Genomic DNA, 14456 nt, shown 5'->3' with positions numbered 1-14456 from the left:
GCGCCGCCGACGGCGCGACGTGTGCAGGCGGATGTATCCAGCTCGCCGCTCCGCTGTGCAGCGGCGGGTGCATCCGACGAGACGCCTGATCGGGACAAGCGCCGTGGCGCTGAACCAATTGTTCAAGAGGGGGAATGACATGCGAAAAACCCGCAATGCACTCGCGGTGCTGGTCACCGCGCTGAGTCTGCTCGTGGCCATGTTCACGGCACCGCAGGCACTCGCCCAACCGGTGGTGCAGCCGCAGGCACTGGGCTCGCTGTACGCGTTGTCGGCCAACAAGGACGCTGTGTGGGAGTGGCAGGGCGGACAGGAGTGGCGCAAGGTCGGCGGCCCTGCCGCCGACCTCTACGCGGGGTCCGCCGGCGTGTTCGCCACCTCGCCGGTGAACGGCGACATCTTCCGCTACAACGGCACGCCCAACGATTGGACCAAGGTCGGCGGGCCGGGCACGACGTTCGCCATGTCGGGCCGCCACCTGTACGGGTTGAGCCCCAACCGGTCCAGTGTCTGGGAGTGGCAGAGCGGTGAGACCTGGAAGCAGGTCTGGGGCCCCGCTCACTGGATCTACGGCAGTACGGTCGGTCTGTTCGCCACGGCTCCCGGCAACGGCGACATCTTCCGGTTCAACAACACCAGCTGGTCCAAGGTGGGCGGGCCGGGCAAGACGTTCGTCGCGAACAACTCGGGCCTGTACGGGCTGCGCCCCGACGGGAGCAGCGTCTGGCACTGGACGGGCGGCGAGAGCTGGGAGTACATCGGCGGAGCGGCCGGGTGGCTCGCGGGCGGCGCGGGTGCGCTGCTCGCGACCAACCCGAACTCCGGTGACATCTTCCGGTGGAGCGGCACCGGAACGGACTGGTACAAGATCGGTGGCCCCGGTGCCGACTTCCGCGTCGCCGCCAACAACAGGATCTTCGGGCTGACACCGAACAAGTCCGGGGTCTGGATGCATTCGAGCGGCGAGACGTGGGTGAACGTCGGCGGCCCCGCCGCCGCGATCGCCGCCGTGTGATTCGTCCGCGGTGAGTGCCCGCTTTCCGGGGCACTCACCGCGGACGTCGGCGAGTCTCGACCGGTTCGAAGTGCCCGAACCGGTCGAGACTCGTGTGGTCAGGGCGTTGCGCTGTTCGGTGGCTGTGTCCCGCAGCGGGCGGCTGCCACCATCGATTCCATGCGACGACCGGCGATCGTGGTATTCGCGGTGATCTGTTGTCTGGTGTCCACCGTGACCCCGGCGAGTGCGGCCGTCGTGCCAGGTGTCACCTACCGCGGTGAAGGGACGTTCTACGGCGCAACCGGCGTCGGCAACTGCTCCTACGAGGCGACCGGTGACACGGCCATCGCCGCGCTCAACCACACCGACTACGACAACTCTGCGATGTGCGGCGCTTACCTTCGTGCCACTGGTCCGCTCGGCGAGGTCACCGTGAAGATCGTCGACCGGTGCCCGGAGTGCGCGCCGGGGGACGTCGATTTCAGCCAGGCCGCGTTCGCCCGGATCGCGAACCCGACGGCCGGGCGGGTGCCGATCTCGTGGAGGCTCGTCAGCCCGGACATCAGCGGGCCGGTGAGGTATCGCTACAAAGAGGGATCGTCGCAGTGGTGGTGCGGGATCCAGGTGCGCAACCACCGCAACCCGGTCGCGAAACTGGAGGTTCGTGCCGGGTCGGGCTGGGTCTCGCTGCCGAGGTACCAGTACAACTACTTCATCTCCGAGTCGGGCGCCGGCTGCGGCTCCGACATCCGGATCACGGACATCTACGGGCAGACCCTCACCGACACCGGCATCACCATCACCGACCGCGTAGACCAACCCGGCAGGGCGCAGTTCGCCAAGCGCTGAACCTTCACGCGCGACGCGGCACATCCCGCTCGCCCACCAACCCAAGCGGCGATCAAGGCGCTCGTGCCGCGCTCGCCGCGTTCGGCTTCACCCGTGCAGTGGCAGGGGCGAACTCCCCTGCCCGACGCCGTCCTGCGTCGCGAGCTGACGTTCCGCGGGTCGGGCCGCTGGTGTGGCCCGACCCGCGACCGGAATCCTGTTGCGCGACCGCACCGGCTCGGCGAACCTGGGCCGGGTGCGCACCAACCTCCGCCGCGACCTGACCGAAGCCATCAAGGTCCGCGACCGCGTCGCCATCGCCGCCCTCCGCTCGGCTCTGGCGGCGATAGAGAACGCCGAAGCGCCCGAGGTGGACGACCGGCGACCGGTCGTCCCGACCGCCGGCGTGGGTTCGACCGAGGTCGAGCGGCGTCACCTGACCGAGGCCGATGTGCACACGATCGTGGCGGCGGAGGTGACCCAGCGCTCGACCGCCGCGGCCGAGTACGAGCGGCTCGGCCGCGCCGACCAGGCCGAACGCCTCCGCGCGGAGGCCGACGTGTTGCGCCGCCACCTCACCGCGTGATCGCCGCGAACAGCGCCCGTTCGGCCGCGCCTTCCGTCGAGGGCATGTCGATCTCGCGCACTCCGGCTCGACCCGGTGCACGGCGTGTGGCTGCACTGGGCGACCGTGCTCACGCAGCAGAGCAACGTGCTGGTCGCCGACTTCGGCATCCGCGACTCGCGGACCAGCCTGGCCGGCGTCCCCGGCGAACTGACCCCGTACACGCTGCAGTTCGCCGTCGAGGCCCACGAGCGGTTCACCGAACGCGTCTTCCCCGCGATCGCCGGCGAGGCCCTCGCGCAGCTCGCGGAGAGCATCGGACGGCCCGCGCCCGACATCCCCCCGCTCGCCCAGGGCGCGCTGTACGAACAGCTTGAGCGAGCGGACGACCGCGTCGCCCTGTCCGAAGCGGACGGAACGTGGCGGCAGGAGTCGGCGCGCGACAAGGAGTTCCTGCGCGGTGCACGGGAGACGTTGCGGCTCGGTGTCGAAGCCGTCGAGGCGGGCCGACCCGACCGCCTGATCGAGCTGCACGGCTCGCTGACCCGAGCCGTGCGGGACTACTCGCGGCGCGGCTGACGCATCGGGAACCTGAGGCCGTCGCACGGGCGGGGTGAGGGGTGTGCCTCTTCCGTGCGACGACGTGGCCACAGTGTCTGGGCGGCGGTGGCGCTGATGGAGACGCTCGCGCTGCCCCGGTTGAACAGGCCCACCGCGACCGACCCGTCACTCAACGGCTTGGCGAACACCTCGGGCTCGACGCGGGCGTGGTCGTCAGGCGCTGCCGCCGCGCACGACCTCCGTCGGCACGAGGAGGCCCACGTCGTCGTTCGGACCTCCCTCGACCTGGCGCAGGCAGCGGGCGACCAGTTCGCGGGAGATCCGCTCGACCGGGATGCGGGCGCAGGTCAGGGTCGGTTCGGTCACCAGGCCCAGCGAGCCGCCGTCGAACCCGGTGACGGCGACGTCCGAGCCGACCTTCAGACCCAGCGAGTGCGCCACGTTCACCACCACCGCGCCGACGGAGTCACTGCCGGTGACGATGGCGCTCGGCGGGTTCTTGCCGGTCAGCAGCCGACGGGCCCGCCCGCGAATCCCCGCGTCCGTGCCCCGGTAGACCGACGCCTTCGGCACGCGCAGGCCATGGCGGGCCAGGCCTGCGGTGAAGCCTTCCAGGCGTTCGACCTTCCAGTACTCGTCGCCGCCGAGCCCCAGGTAGGCCAACCGCTCGTGCCCCTCGGCCACCAGGAGGTCCACGATCGGTTGCACGCCGGCGACGTTGTCCACGTCCACCCACTGCTGCGGCAGGTCGGGCGCGAGGCGGCCGAAGCAGGCGAACGGCAGGCCGCTGTCCGCCAGGAACCGGGCCCGCTCGTCGTCCACCCGCGACTCCGACAGGACCACCGCATCGACCGTGCGCCGCGCGACCAGGTCCTTGAACACGCCGAGCGGGTCGTCCCGGTGGTGGGTGAACACCAGTACCTGGTTGTCGACCTCGGCGGCGGCCTTCACCAGCGCTTGCAGGAAGTGCAGGGTGAAGCCCTGCATGGTCTCCAACTGCTCGCCGAAGATGTGGTAGCCGATCTGCATGGTCCGCCGCGACCGCATCGTCTGCGCCGCCCGGCTGGGCTGGTAGCCCAGCGACCGCATCGCCGCGGTCACCCGCTCGAACGTGGCCTCCGAGTAGTACGAGTCGTGCCCGTTGAGCACGTTCGAGACGGTCTGCCGGGACACGCCCGCCGCCGCGGCCACGTCCACGATACTGATCCGCCGCCCGGCGTCCTTCGACGCCTGCCCGTCTCCTCGCACCCGCACATGATTCACCCACCGGGACAACGTCCGCAATTGAAGATCAACGTCGCGGTGTCACACGGGTTCAGACCGCTGTCAGCACCTGGGCGAGCAGACTGCCGACGATGGATTTGCCCAAGTAGTAGGTGGCCTCGTGGGGCTTGGAACCGTTGTCGACGGTCGCGTGGTTCTCCAGGACTCCGTGCATCCCGAGCGGGGACCCGAGCGTGATCAGCAGGTCGACAGGTTGGTCGACGCGGTGCAGGGCCTCGAAGGCGACCACGGTGCCCAGCGAGTGGGCGACGACCACCTCGACGACGCCGCGCCGCCTCCGGTAGGCGAGCGCGTCGCTCAGTGCTCACCGGGCGCCGGACCCTCCGCGTCGGACCGCTGCTGGGCGACCCAGACGGCGACCTGGGTGCGGGAGCCGAACCCGAGCTTGACCAGGATGTGCTCGGCGTGGGTTTCGGCGGTCCGGACCGAGATCACCAAGCGGGCGGCGATCTGGCGGTTGGTCAGGCCTTCGGCGATCAGTTCGGCGATCTCCCACTCGCGGCGGGTCAGCACGTCGCGGGTTTCGTCCGGCGGCGCGGTGGCCGGCTGCTCGTCGAGGGCGAACGCGATGGCGTCGTCCACGGTCATCGCGCGCCCGCGTTCGAACGCGGCCTCGAAGCGCTTGTCGCCGAGCCGCTCCTGTGCGTTGCGTCGGCATTTCTCGTGCAAGGGGTACATGTGCTGGTAGGTGCGCAGCGGGCGACCCATGACCTCCCAGAGTCGGTCGGCGGCGCCGAGCATCGTCGCGACCCGCTCGGGAGGCTCGACCGCAGCCTCGGTCCAGGCCAACGACTCCAACGACCAGCCCAGTCCGGTGAGGTCGCGCACCTCCCTGCGCAGCCGGATGCTCTCGCGTTGCAGCTCGGTGGCGCGGCGGGTTTCGCCCTGCTGCATCGCGAACAGGCCGAACGTCCACAGCGCGTACGAGCGGTGGAAGCACTCGCCCGCGGGCTCGGTGATGCGCATCGACTCCTCGTAGCAGGCGTTGGCGCGGTCCACGTCCCCGATCAGCGCCGACGCGCTCGAATAGCTCAACAACAGGTCCAGGCGCCGCGGCAGGTCGTGTCCCGGTGGCAGTGCCGCGAGGCCGCGTTCGAAGATCGTGATCGCGGTCGGCAGATCGCCGCTGTAGAGGGCGAAGCTGCCGTCGACCCAGTGGGCGAAGGCCTCGATGGAGGGATCGGCCACGGTGGCGGCGATGGCCCTGGCGTCCGCCAAGCGCTGCCGGGCGACCTCGAAGTCACCGTCGGCCGTCCCGAGTGAGCCGTCGGTGAGCAGGGCCTTGGCCCGCACGACGGACGGCGGGCCGGGCTGGTCGAGCACCCGCGCCAGCCACAGTCGACCCTCCCGCGCCCACCCGCGGCCCCACCAGTAGAAGTGGAACAACGCGACCAGCATCCGCATCGCGGGTTGGAGTTCACCGGGCCGGGTCAGGCAGAAGTCCACGGCGGCCTGGACGTTGGCGTGCTCGCGGTCCAGGCGTGCGAACCAGCCGACCTGCCGGGAGCTGACCCAGTCGGCGTCGGCCCGTTCCACCAGCTGCAGGTACCAGTCGCGGTGCCGGCCGCGCAGGTCGTCGTGCTCGCCGCGCTGCTGGAGCAGTTCGGCGCCGAACTCGCGGATGGTCTCCAGCATCCGGTACCGCATCACGTCGCCGTGCTGCTCCCCGACCAGGATCGACTTGTCCACCAGGGAGGCCACCGTGTCGAGCACGTCGTAGACGGACAGGCCGTCGCCCGTGCAGACGTCTTCGATGGCGTCGAGCTCGAACCCGCCCGCGAACACCGACAGCCGCGCCCACAGCAGTCGCTCCTGTGGGGAGCACAGGTCGTGGCTCCACTGGATGCACGACCGCAGGGTCTGCTGGCGCGCGGGCGTGCCCCGCAGGTGCGTGGACAGCAGGTTCAGCTGGTTGGACAACCGGGCCAGGATGTCCGTCTCCGACAGCGCCCGCACCCGGGCCGCGGCCAGTTCGATCGCCAGCGGCAGGCCGTCCAGCCTGCGGCAGATCTCGGCCACCGCGACCCCGTTGTCGGCACCGATCGTGAACCCCGGCCGCACGGCCGCCGCCCGCTCCCCGAACAGCGTCACCGCCTCGGCCCGGGCGAGGTCCTGCTCCGCGATCGGCCGGTTCAGGTCCGGCAGCGACAGCGGCGGCACCGGCATGACGACCTCGCCCTGGATGCCCAGCCACTCCCGGCTCGTCGCGAGGATTCGCAGCTCGCGGCAGCGCTGCAGCAGCACACCGGTCAGCTCCGCCACCGCGTCGACCAGGTGCTCGGAGTTGTCCAGCACCAGCAGGAGCCGGCGCGCGGACAGGTACTCGACCAGCAACTCCAGCGGCGCGTGGCCCGCTTGCTCGCGGAGCCCGACCGCCACCGATACCGCGTTCGCCACCAGCGCCGGGGCCCGCACCTGTTCCAACTCGACCAGGACCACGCCGTCCGGGAACGCGCGGCGCATCGCCGCGCCGGCCGCCAGTGCGAGCCGTGTCTTGCCCACCCCGCCCGGCCCGGTGAGGGTCACAAGGCGTGACGTGGCGAGCAGCCGCCGGACTTCGTCCACCTCACGCCGACGGCCGACGAAGCTGCTCAGCTCCAGGGGAAGACCCGATATCGTCTTCCCAACGACGGACGTCATACCGCGTACGGTAATACCGCAGGCCACGCGGCGCAGGCCGTGACTGCGGCGGTCGCGCCGCCGTACCGACCCGTCACCGTCCGTGCCCAGGGCTTGACCAGTCCGGTCTCGTGGGCCGCGGCGACGGCTCGCACCCGGTCCCACTCCGCGAGGGACGCCGCGCCGGCCAGGAGTCTTCCGGTCACTGCCATGACATACGCCCCTTCGCCGGCGAAGAGATCCGATGTCTACCTGGGTCCGGAGGGGTATTCAGGCCCGAAGTATCCCGTCAAGCACGCGGAGGCATCCGAGAATCGGTCCTCACTGTTTGCGCCGGTCGAATCGGTCCAGACCACCTGTCGCTGTCGCTGCGGGGCCGTAGCCCGTCCCGTCCGACCGCCTGGTCGGCGCTTGACCGCCCGACGCGCTTGCTCGTAGCGTGACCCCACCGCCGCCCGAAGTGCACGATGACCGCACCGTCCACTGTGGACTACCGTGGTGTGGTCGTCGTCGGTCGGGCGAGGAGTCCGACGATGAGGCTTGTTCCCCTGTTGGCAGCCACAGCTGTGGTCTGATGGCCGAGGGAATCCGGCTGAGCCTGTTCCAGGTCCGGCCGTTCCTCGGCGACATCTTCGTCGGCCTGGACAACTACACGCGCCTGGTCACCGACGAGCGCTTCCAGGACGCCATCGGCCGCACGTTCCTGCTGGCGGCCGGCCAGACGTTCGGGTCGATGATCACCGGGTTCGGGCTCGCCCTGCTGCTGGAGGGCCACGCCCGCTCCCTGTGGTTCGTGCGGTCGGCGGTGTTCCTGCCGGTCGTCGCGGCCACGGCGGTCATCGGCGAGATCTGGCGGCTGCTGTACTACCCGGCGCCCGAGGGGTTCCTCAACCGTGGTCACGATCCTGCTGACGCTGGCCGCGATCCGCGGGATGCGGGTGTTCACCGAGGTCTACGTGCTCACCGGCGGCGGTCCCGCCGGATCGACCGACGTGTGGATGACGCGCGTGTTCACCACGGCGTTCGAGCGCAACGAGATCGGGATCGCGTCCGCGGGCTCCGTGCTGCTGTTCCTGCTCACCTTCGTGATGACCGTGATCGTGCAGATCTACCGGCGTGCCAAGGAGAAGGTACGAGCGTCTCCGGCAGGTGCGACACCGCACTCGGGTGGTCCGACGACCGCTCCGCCTGGTTCTCGAAGGCCGTGCGGGTGCTGTTGTGCGTGAGCGCCGTGCTCGTGTTCTGCGGCCCGCTGCTGACGATCTTCTCCGGGGCGTTCGACGACAATCCCGACCCCACCAAGTTGTCCGTCGTGCCGGACAACCCGTCGCTGGCGAACTTCGCGGCGGCCGGCCGGAACCACATCTGGGACTACCTGCTCAACTCCCTGGTCATCGCCGGGGGCGCTTTGCTGCTCCAACTCGCCGTCAGCGTGCGCGTCCACCAGGGCGCGATCACCGCTTCTCCGGCGGCGAGCCGTAGGTACCGGTTGGATGTGCCGCAGCGCCACCAGCGACTTGACCGCGACACCGGCTTGCGAAGATGCCGACCGCCGCTCGATCGCGTGACCGGGAGGAGGCGGAGTTGGACGCCGCACGAAAGGCTGCGCTCGTCGGTCTGGCCGTGGTCAACCTCGCCGTGGTCGCGTGGGTCCTGCTGTCGTTCCGGGACGGCGCGCTCGTCAGCGCCTATCGCATGGATCTGGACGTCTACCGGGTTGCCGTGGACGTGTGGTGGCAGGGCGGTGACCTGTACGGGGAGTTGCCCAGGCTGCAGAACGGCTGGCACCTGCCATACGTCTACCCGCCGTTCGCGGTCGTCGTGTTGGCACCGTTCGCCGTTGTGCCCCTCTGGTTGGCCGGCGTGGTCTTCGCCCTCGTCACGGTCGCGGCGTTGGCACTCGTGCTCGTGGTGGTGCTCCGCGCGCTGGAGGTGCGCCCCACCGCCCTGCTGGTCGGCGCGCTGCTGCCGATGACCCTGGCCCTGGAGCCGGTACGCGAGACGCTGCACTTCGGCCAGATCAACGCGCTGTTGATGGTGCTGGTCGTGGCGGACTGCCTGGTCCGCACGCCGCGCTGGCCGCGCGGCGCGCTGGTGGGCATCGCCGCGGCGGTAAAGCTGACGCCCGCGGCCTTCGTGTTGTTCTTCCTGCTGCGCGGCGACCGCCGGGCCGCGCTCACCGCCGGCGTGTCGTTCCTGTGCGCGACGGCCATCGGGTTCCTGGTGAGCCGGCCGCACTCCGTGCAGTTCTGGACGCACGAGGTGTTCTACTCCTCCCAGTTCCGCGGCATGTCCAACGAGATGAACCAGTCGCTCAAGGTGTTGACGGCGCGGTTCGGGGCGGACCCGGAGGTGCTGTGGCCGCTGCTCGCGGCCGCGGCGCTCGGCATGACCGCCATCGGTATGCGACGGGCGTTCGCCGCCGGATGGCCGACGTGGGCGCTGGGCCTCAATGCACTCGGCGCGCTGCTGGTTTCCCCGGTGTCGTACTCGCACCATTGGGTGTGGGTCGTGCCGATCCTGCTGACCGGTGCTGTGTTCGCTTGGCGCACGCGACGCGCGACCGTGATCGCCGCCGTCGCTGCGGGAACGCTGCTCGTCGTCCTCGCGCCGCACTGGTGGTGGGACCCGAAGGTGCCGTGGCACGCCTGGCGCCTGCTGACCGGAAACGCCTACGTGTACGCCGCAGCGGTTGTCCTCGCCGTCGCCGCGATACCGCTTCACCAATGGCGCCGTAGTCGTCATTGGTGGAATCGACAAAGCAACAAAGATCATACCGCCTGAAGATGATCCGGAAGCGATTGAGCGAACGCTGGGCCATGGTCCGCGTCACCAGCCGCCGACTCGCCCAACCCCAGTAGCTCGGAACAGGCACTCAGGGCGGCAAGATGTGATGAATGTGCGGGCGGGGCTGCCGGCCGCCGGGAATTCCCGACGGGTCCTCCGGGCGTCCCGGTGACCGACCACGAGGGGGCGGCCGGTGGCCTACGCCTCGTCGTCCCGCTCGCGGTATCCGCTCTCGACGAGTGCGCGGAGACGGCCGAGCGACTCCTCGTCGGTGGCGCCAGTGCCGCTGATCCAGGCAACGGAAATCGCCGCGAGGAACAGGTCGTAGCTCTTCACTGACAGGCGCACGTGCCCCGCGAGTTGCGCGGCCCGCACGTACTGGTCGGTGGTGGCGATGAGGGTGTCGCAGGGAAGAGTGAGCGGGTTGTCCGGCTCTTGCGCCCTGGCCGCGGCCAGGAGCGGTTCCGGCAGGCCGCTGAAGGCGCTGAAGTACTCCTCCATCGCCCGCAGCCACTGCCGCAGCGCCTCAGAGGCGTCACCGAGCTGGGCGATGTCCGCCTGGCGGGCCACCAGCTCCTCGGAGCGCGTCTGCAGCACGGCCGCCAGCAGCGCCTCACGGGTGGGGAAGTGCCGGTACAACGTGCCAGGCCCGACGCCCGCCTCCTTGGCCACCGCCTCCAGGGACGTGCCGACGCCATACCTCAGGAAGTGGCGCTGCGCCGCTTCCAGGAGGGCCGCACGGTTGCGCTGGACGTCCGCACGGACCCGCCGCCCCTGCTGCTCTCTGGCGTCCACATGTCCTCCTGCCTCATACGGTCTGGCCGCCGATAAAACGGAGGCCACCTCCGCCTGAAGTCGAACATAAAGCGGAGGCAGCCTCCGGTCAAACCGCACCACCGCCCCGCAGCGGGGCGCGGACGACCTCGACGGACGACCTGCCGCCGACACCGACACGCTCACCGGTTGCCCGCCCTCCAGATAGGTGACTATAGTGCTAGGTAGCTAGTTAAATGGAGGATGTTGTGATCGAGTTCCACCTGGACAGCGGGTCCGGCCTGTCGCCGTACCAGCAGATAGTCCAGCAGGTCCGCCACGCGCTGCGGCTCGGCCTGCTGCGCGAGGGCGACCAGTTGCCGAAGGTCAAGGACGTCGTCGCGCGGTTGGCCATCAACCCGAACACGGTGCTCAAGGCGTACCGCGAGCTGGAGCACGCGGGCCTCGTCGCCGCCCGTCCGGGCGTCGGCACCTTCGTCTGCGCGACCCTGCCCGGTGTGGCGCCCGGCGTCCTCGGCCCGTTGAGCCGGGACCTTCAGCGCTGGATCACCAAGGCCCGTCTGGCCGGCCTGGACGACGAGGGCATCGAGGCGCTGATCGCGAACACCTTCCGGACCACGGCAACGGAGGACACGGCGTGACCGCGATGTTGCGAGCCCGAGGACTGGGCAAGAAGTACCGGCAGCGCTGGGCGTTGTCGGACTGCACGCTGGAGATCCCCGCGGGGCGTGTCGTCGGCCTGGTGGGCCCCAACGGCGCGGGCAAGTCCACCCTGCTCGGCCTCGCCGCCGGCATGACCACCCCCACCACGGGCGAGATCGAGGTGTGCGACGGCCGGCCGGGCAGCGGCCCCGCCCAACTGGCCAAGGTCGGCTTCGTGTCCCAGGACACCCCCACCTACGCGGGTCTGACCGTCGCCGAGCACTTGCGCCTGGGCGCCCGGCTCAACCCCGGCTGGGACGCCGACCTCGCCCGCGGGCGTGTCGAACGCCTCGGCCTCGACCCGTCACAGCGGGCGGGGCGACTCTCCGGCGGCCAGCGGGCCCAGCTCGCCCTGACCATCGGCATCGCCAAACGTCCCGAGGTGCTGCTGCTCGACGAACCCGTCGCCGCACTCGACCCGCTGGCCCGTCGCGGGTTCCTCCAGGACCTCATGGAGACCGTCGCCGAGCACGGCGTCGGCGTCGTCCTCTCGTCGCACCTGATCACCGACGTCGAACGGGTCTGCGACCACCTCGTCACCCTCGTCGACTCCCGCGTGGTGCTCGCCGGGGAGATCGACGACCTGCTCGACACCCACCACCGGCTCACCGGCCCGCGCCGCGACCCCGCGACCCTGCCCGCCGACCAGCACGTCGTCACCGCCGTCCACACCGACCGGCAGACCACGTTGCTCGTGCGCACCGAGTCGCCGATCATCGACCCCGCCTGGACCGTGGGCAAGGTCAGTCTCGAAGACCTCGTCCTCGCCTACCTGGACTCACCCGCTCCCGCGACTCCCCGCCCCGCCCTGGAGGTGCTCCGGTGACCTGGTTGACACTGCGCCAGTTCCGCCTCTCCGCCATCGCCGTGGGCGCCCTGCTCGCCGCCGTCGCCGCCGTGCTGCTGACCGTCGGCAGGCCGGTCGTCACGGCGGCGGGCCCCGGACTGACCACCGACGACAGCACCTACTACTACCTGGGCATCGTCGCCCTCCACGTGTTCCCCGCCATCATCGGGGCGTTCTGGGGAGCGCCGCTGGTCAGCCGCGAGGTGGAGAACGGGACCCACCGACTGGTGTGGAACCAGAGCGTCACCCGCACCCGCTGGCTGATCGCCAAGACGGCGGTGGTCGCCCTGGCCGCGGTGGTCGCCACCGGACTGTTCAGCCTGCTGGTGAGCTGGTGGGCCGGCCCCGTCGACGCCATCGCCACCGAGAACGGCCCCGCCGCCCTGCGGATCGAACCCATGATCTTCGGCGCACGGGGCGTCGTCCCCATCGCCTACGCCGTCTTCGCCTTCGCCCTGGGCGTGGCCATGAGCGCCCTGCTGCGCCGCACGGTTCCGGCCATGGCGGTCACACTCGTGCTCTTCACCGTCTTCCAGGTCACGGCCCTGAGCCTGGTCCGCCCCAACCTGCTGCCGCCGGAGCAGCAGGTCCAGCAGTTCTCCGCGGACGACACGACCTTCTACTTCGCCGGCACCGGCCCCCCGCTGGAACTCCTCATGCCCGTCCCCGAACACTCCTGGGTGCTGGAGCAGCAGACCCTTGACCGGGCGGGCAATCCGGTCGCCTCCCCCGCCTGGATGTTCGAGTGCCTGTTCCCGGGCGGCCTGGACAACCCGCAGCCGCCTGGGCCGGACTTCCGCGAAAGGAACGAGGCGTGCTTCGACCGCCTGGCCGCTGAGGGGTACCAGGGGCGCGTCACCCACCAGCCGGACAGCCGCTTCTGGACCCTCCAGTGGACCGAGACCGCCCTCTACCTGGCGCTGGCCGCGCTGCTGACGTGGTTCGCCCTGCACTGGACCCGCCGCATCAGCTGAGTGCGCAGCTCGGACGCGGCTGTCCGTGATCGGGCAGGCGCGTCCGAGCGTTGCGCAAGGCCATCACCACCGGGTGGTGCCGGAAACCCCGGCACCGGTCGCGGTTCGACCCCGTCCCGCTTGGGGCCCGGCGAGTCATCGGGCCGCGCAGTCCGGGGAGGGCCCGCCGCGGGCTTGCCGAGCACGGGCACGAGCAAGGGCTCGCGGAGATCAACGGGTCGGCTGCACCGACGGCAACGACATCGCCTTGGACTGCCTACTGCTACGCCCGCACACCACGGACGAACTCATCTCCGGGTAGGGCCCACCTCGGGCAGCAGTTGCGCCGCGGTGTCGAGCACCTGGTCGAGGACCGGGCACAACTCCGGGCACCAGGGTCCGTGGTCGACCTGCTCAGCCGGCGCGTCCCGCGCTCTGGCGTTCATGGCGCAGCGATTCATCGAGAGCCAGAGCCGGGTCCACGGCGAGCTCGCCCAGCACGTCGCCCACCGCGACCTCCGCCGAACCGCCGGCGGCGACCAGTTCGGCCAACGTCTCCCCGGCGGCCTCCGCCGAGATGTCGTTGACGACGACGTGCGCCCCGTGGACAGCGAGCCGGACCGGATCGAACACCGTCCGAGCGTCGGACCATCCCGCGGTTCCGCGGGCCAACCCTCTCGGACACCACTTCGGCTGGAGTTCCAGCCACCCGGATCGGTGGCGCTGTCGTGACCGAGCGCCCCGTCCCCCTGTTCGTCCCCCCTGCCGCCCGACTGAAGGCACCGCCGTTGACACGGGCACCGAGACGGCCGAGCGGGTGGTGTCGAGAGCGACGACCACCAGTGAGCCGGTGCGACGCCCGTGTCCGGCCCGGTGTTCTACACGCTGGAGGTGCTGTTGGGCACCAGGCGCCAGCGGTTGTCGGCGGAGCCGTTGTCGGAGTCCTGCACGACCTGGGCGCCCGCGCTGGTGGAGCCGTTGAGGATGCCGAGCAGCTTGCCGCTGTTGACGTTGCGGATCTTGTGCGTGCCGTCGCCGTTGTCGACCAGGGTCCACTTGTGGTCCGCGGTGCCGGTGTCGGACCACTGCAGGACGCGGGCGTTGTCGGCGGTGGACATGTTCTCCACGCCGAGCACCTTGCCGCTGTGGACGTTGCGCAGCCTCACGTTGCCGCCGTCGGTGACCAGCTGCCAGTTGTGGTCGGCGGTGCCGTTGTCGTGCCACTGCACGGCCAGCCCGCCGTCCGAAGTGGACATGTCCTTGACGCCCAGGACCATGCCGGTGCCGACGTTGACCAGCCGGTGACTGCCCGAACCGTTGCTGCCGCCGGTGTTCCAGTAGACGGTGTAGTTGTAGCCGTGGGCGTCGTGGAACGGGCCGAGGTTGACCGTCTCGCCGTTCGCGGTCGCGGTGAACGCCAACGCCGAGGTGCTCGTGCGGGTGATGGAGCCGACGTTGAGCGACGGGAGCGCGGACAGCGTCCGGTTGCCGTAGTTGCCGGCCAGGACGGCCGGACCGTAGGTGATGGCGGCGATGCCG

18 protein-coding genes are annotated in these 14456 nt (G+C 70.4%); 9 read left to right on the top strand and 9 right to left on the bottom strand.

All coding sequences use genetic code 11. From position 1 onward, the window contains the following. Positions 1-139: 139 nt before the first annotated feature. The 4 genes from ALI22I_RS06925 to ALI22I_RS06910 all read left to right on the top strand — a co-directional run bounded on the left by ALI22I_RS06925 (position 140) and on the right by ALI22I_RS06910 (position 2969). Positions 140-1015 (top strand): hypothetical protein, encoded by an 876-nt coding sequence (locus tag ALI22I_RS06925; RefSeq protein WP_143532018.1) that lies wholly within the window; start codon positions 140-142, stop codon positions 1013-1015. Between the two features lie 159 nt (positions 1016-1174). Next, positions 1175-1846 (top strand): expansin EXLX1 family cellulose-binding protein, encoded by a 672-nt coding sequence (locus ALI22I_RS06920; RefSeq protein WP_077004667.1) that lies wholly within the window; start codon positions 1175-1177, stop codon positions 1844-1846. Positions 1847-2018: 172 nt separating this feature from the next. After that, on the top strand, positions 2019-2411 hold the full coding sequence (locus ALI22I_RS06915) for a GatB/YqeY domain-containing protein (protein ID WP_338013470.1): 393 nt from the start codon (positions 2019-2021) through the stop codon (positions 2409-2411). Positions 2412-2495: 84 nt separating this feature from the next. Continuing rightward, entirely contained in the window at positions 2496-2969 is a 474-nt protein-coding gene (locus tag ALI22I_RS06910; RefSeq protein WP_179118134.1) for a hypothetical protein, read from the top strand. Here ALI22I_RS06910 and ALI22I_RS52190 read toward each other — a convergent pair. From ALI22I_RS52190 to ALI22I_RS48815, 6 genes are all read right to left on the bottom strand, one after another. Beyond that, on the bottom strand, positions 2951-3139 hold the full coding sequence (locus ALI22I_RS52190; protein WP_077004665.1) for a hypothetical protein: 189 nt from the start codon (positions 3137-3139) through the stop codon (positions 2951-2953). The two genes, ALI22I_RS06910 and ALI22I_RS52190, sit on opposite strands and share 19 nt — an antisense overlap. A gap of 25 nt (positions 3140-3164) precedes the next feature. Beyond that, entirely contained in the window at positions 3165-4199 is a 1035-nt protein-coding gene (locus ALI22I_RS06900; RefSeq protein WP_179118133.1) for a LacI family DNA-binding transcriptional regulator, read from the bottom strand. Between the two features lie 67 nt (positions 4200-4266). Continuing rightward, the gene (locus ALI22I_RS06895) at positions 4267-4491 is read right to left on the bottom strand and encodes a hypothetical protein (protein WP_077004664.1); all 225 of its coding nucleotides are present in this window, start codon (positions 4489-4491) and stop codon (positions 4267-4269) included. A gap of 41 nt (positions 4492-4532) precedes the next feature. Beyond that, on the bottom strand, positions 4533-6875 hold the full coding sequence (locus ALI22I_RS06890) for an ATP-binding protein (protein ID WP_077004663.1): 2343 nt from the start codon (positions 6873-6875) through the stop codon (positions 4533-4535). Further along, positions 6872-7060, bottom strand: a complete 189-nt coding sequence (locus ALI22I_RS48820; RefSeq protein ID WP_143532017.1) for a hypothetical protein — start codon at positions 7058-7060, stop codon at positions 6872-6874. The genes ALI22I_RS06890 and ALI22I_RS48820 overlap by 4 nt, the downstream gene beginning before the upstream one ends. Positions 7061-7344: 284 nt before the next feature. Then, positions 7345-7629 (bottom strand): hypothetical protein, encoded by a 285-nt coding sequence (locus ALI22I_RS48815; RefSeq protein WP_143532016.1) that lies wholly within the window; start codon positions 7627-7629, stop codon positions 7345-7347. A gap of 118 nt (positions 7630-7747) precedes the next feature. Here ALI22I_RS48815 and ALI22I_RS48810 point away from each other — a divergent pair, with 118 nt between their 5' ends. Both ALI22I_RS48810 and ALI22I_RS06875 read left to right on the top strand, forming a co-directional pair. Then, positions 7748-8080, top strand: coding sequence for a carbohydrate ABC transporter permease (locus tag ALI22I_RS48810; RefSeq protein ID WP_077004661.1), 333 nt, complete (start codon positions 7748-7750; stop codon positions 8078-8080). A gap of 358 nt (positions 8081-8438) precedes the next feature. Next, complete coding sequence (locus tag ALI22I_RS06875; RefSeq protein WP_179118132.1) at positions 8439-9638, top strand: glycosyltransferase family 87 protein; 1200 nt, start codon at positions 8439-8441, stop codon at positions 9636-9638. Positions 9639-9839: 201 nt separating this feature from the next. On the opposite strand, the gene ALI22I_RS06870 is transcribed toward ALI22I_RS06875, so the two are convergent. Continuing rightward, positions 9840-10436 carry a TetR/AcrR family transcriptional regulator gene (locus tag ALI22I_RS06870; protein ID WP_077004659.1) on the bottom strand — a complete coding sequence of 199 codons (597 nt, stop codon included), beginning with the start codon at positions 10434-10436 and terminating at the stop codon, positions 9840-9842. A gap of 227 nt (positions 10437-10663) precedes the next feature. Here ALI22I_RS06870 and ALI22I_RS06865 point away from each other — a divergent pair, with 227 nt between their 5' ends. Genes ALI22I_RS06865 through ALI22I_RS06855 form a run of 3 tightly spaced genes read left to right on the top strand, consistent with a single transcriptional unit; the run spans position 10664 to position 12938 of the window. Next, positions 10664-11056 (top strand): GntR family transcriptional regulator, encoded by a 393-nt coding sequence (locus ALI22I_RS06865; protein WP_238598166.1) that lies wholly within the window; start codon positions 10664-10666, stop codon positions 11054-11056. A 5-nt stretch (positions 11057-11061) separates the two neighbouring features. Next, a complete protein-coding gene (locus tag ALI22I_RS06860) occupies positions 11062-11943 on the top strand; it encodes an ABC transporter ATP-binding protein (RefSeq protein ID WP_083751508.1) in 882 nt (293 codons plus the stop codon). Further along, complete coding sequence (locus ALI22I_RS06855) at positions 11940-12938, top strand: ABC transporter permease subunit (RefSeq protein WP_077004656.1); 999 nt, start codon at positions 11940-11942, stop codon at positions 12936-12938. The genes ALI22I_RS06860 and ALI22I_RS06855 overlap by 4 nt, the downstream gene beginning before the upstream one ends. A 393-nt stretch (positions 12939-13331) precedes the next feature. Here the strand turns inward: ALI22I_RS06855 and ALI22I_RS06850 are convergent, their stop codons facing one another. Together ALI22I_RS06850 and ALI22I_RS06845 are read right to left on the bottom strand one after the other, a co-directional pair. Beyond that, complete coding sequence (locus ALI22I_RS06850; protein ID WP_238598165.1) at positions 13332-13550, bottom strand: hypothetical protein; 219 nt, start codon at positions 13548-13550, stop codon at positions 13332-13334. A 245-nt stretch (positions 13551-13795) separates the two neighbouring features. Then, positions 13796-14456 (bottom strand): RICIN domain-containing protein (locus ALI22I_RS06845; RefSeq protein ID WP_143532015.1); only part of this gene is annotated, 661 nt, incomplete at its 5' end.

The organism is Saccharothrix sp. ALI-22-I (assembly GCF_001984175.1).
Taxonomy (GTDB): Bacteria; Actinomycetota; Actinomycetes; order Mycobacteriales; family Pseudonocardiaceae; genus Actinosynnema.
Note: the sequence above shows the minus strand (reverse complement) of the source record. Positions and strands in the feature narration are given on the sequence as shown.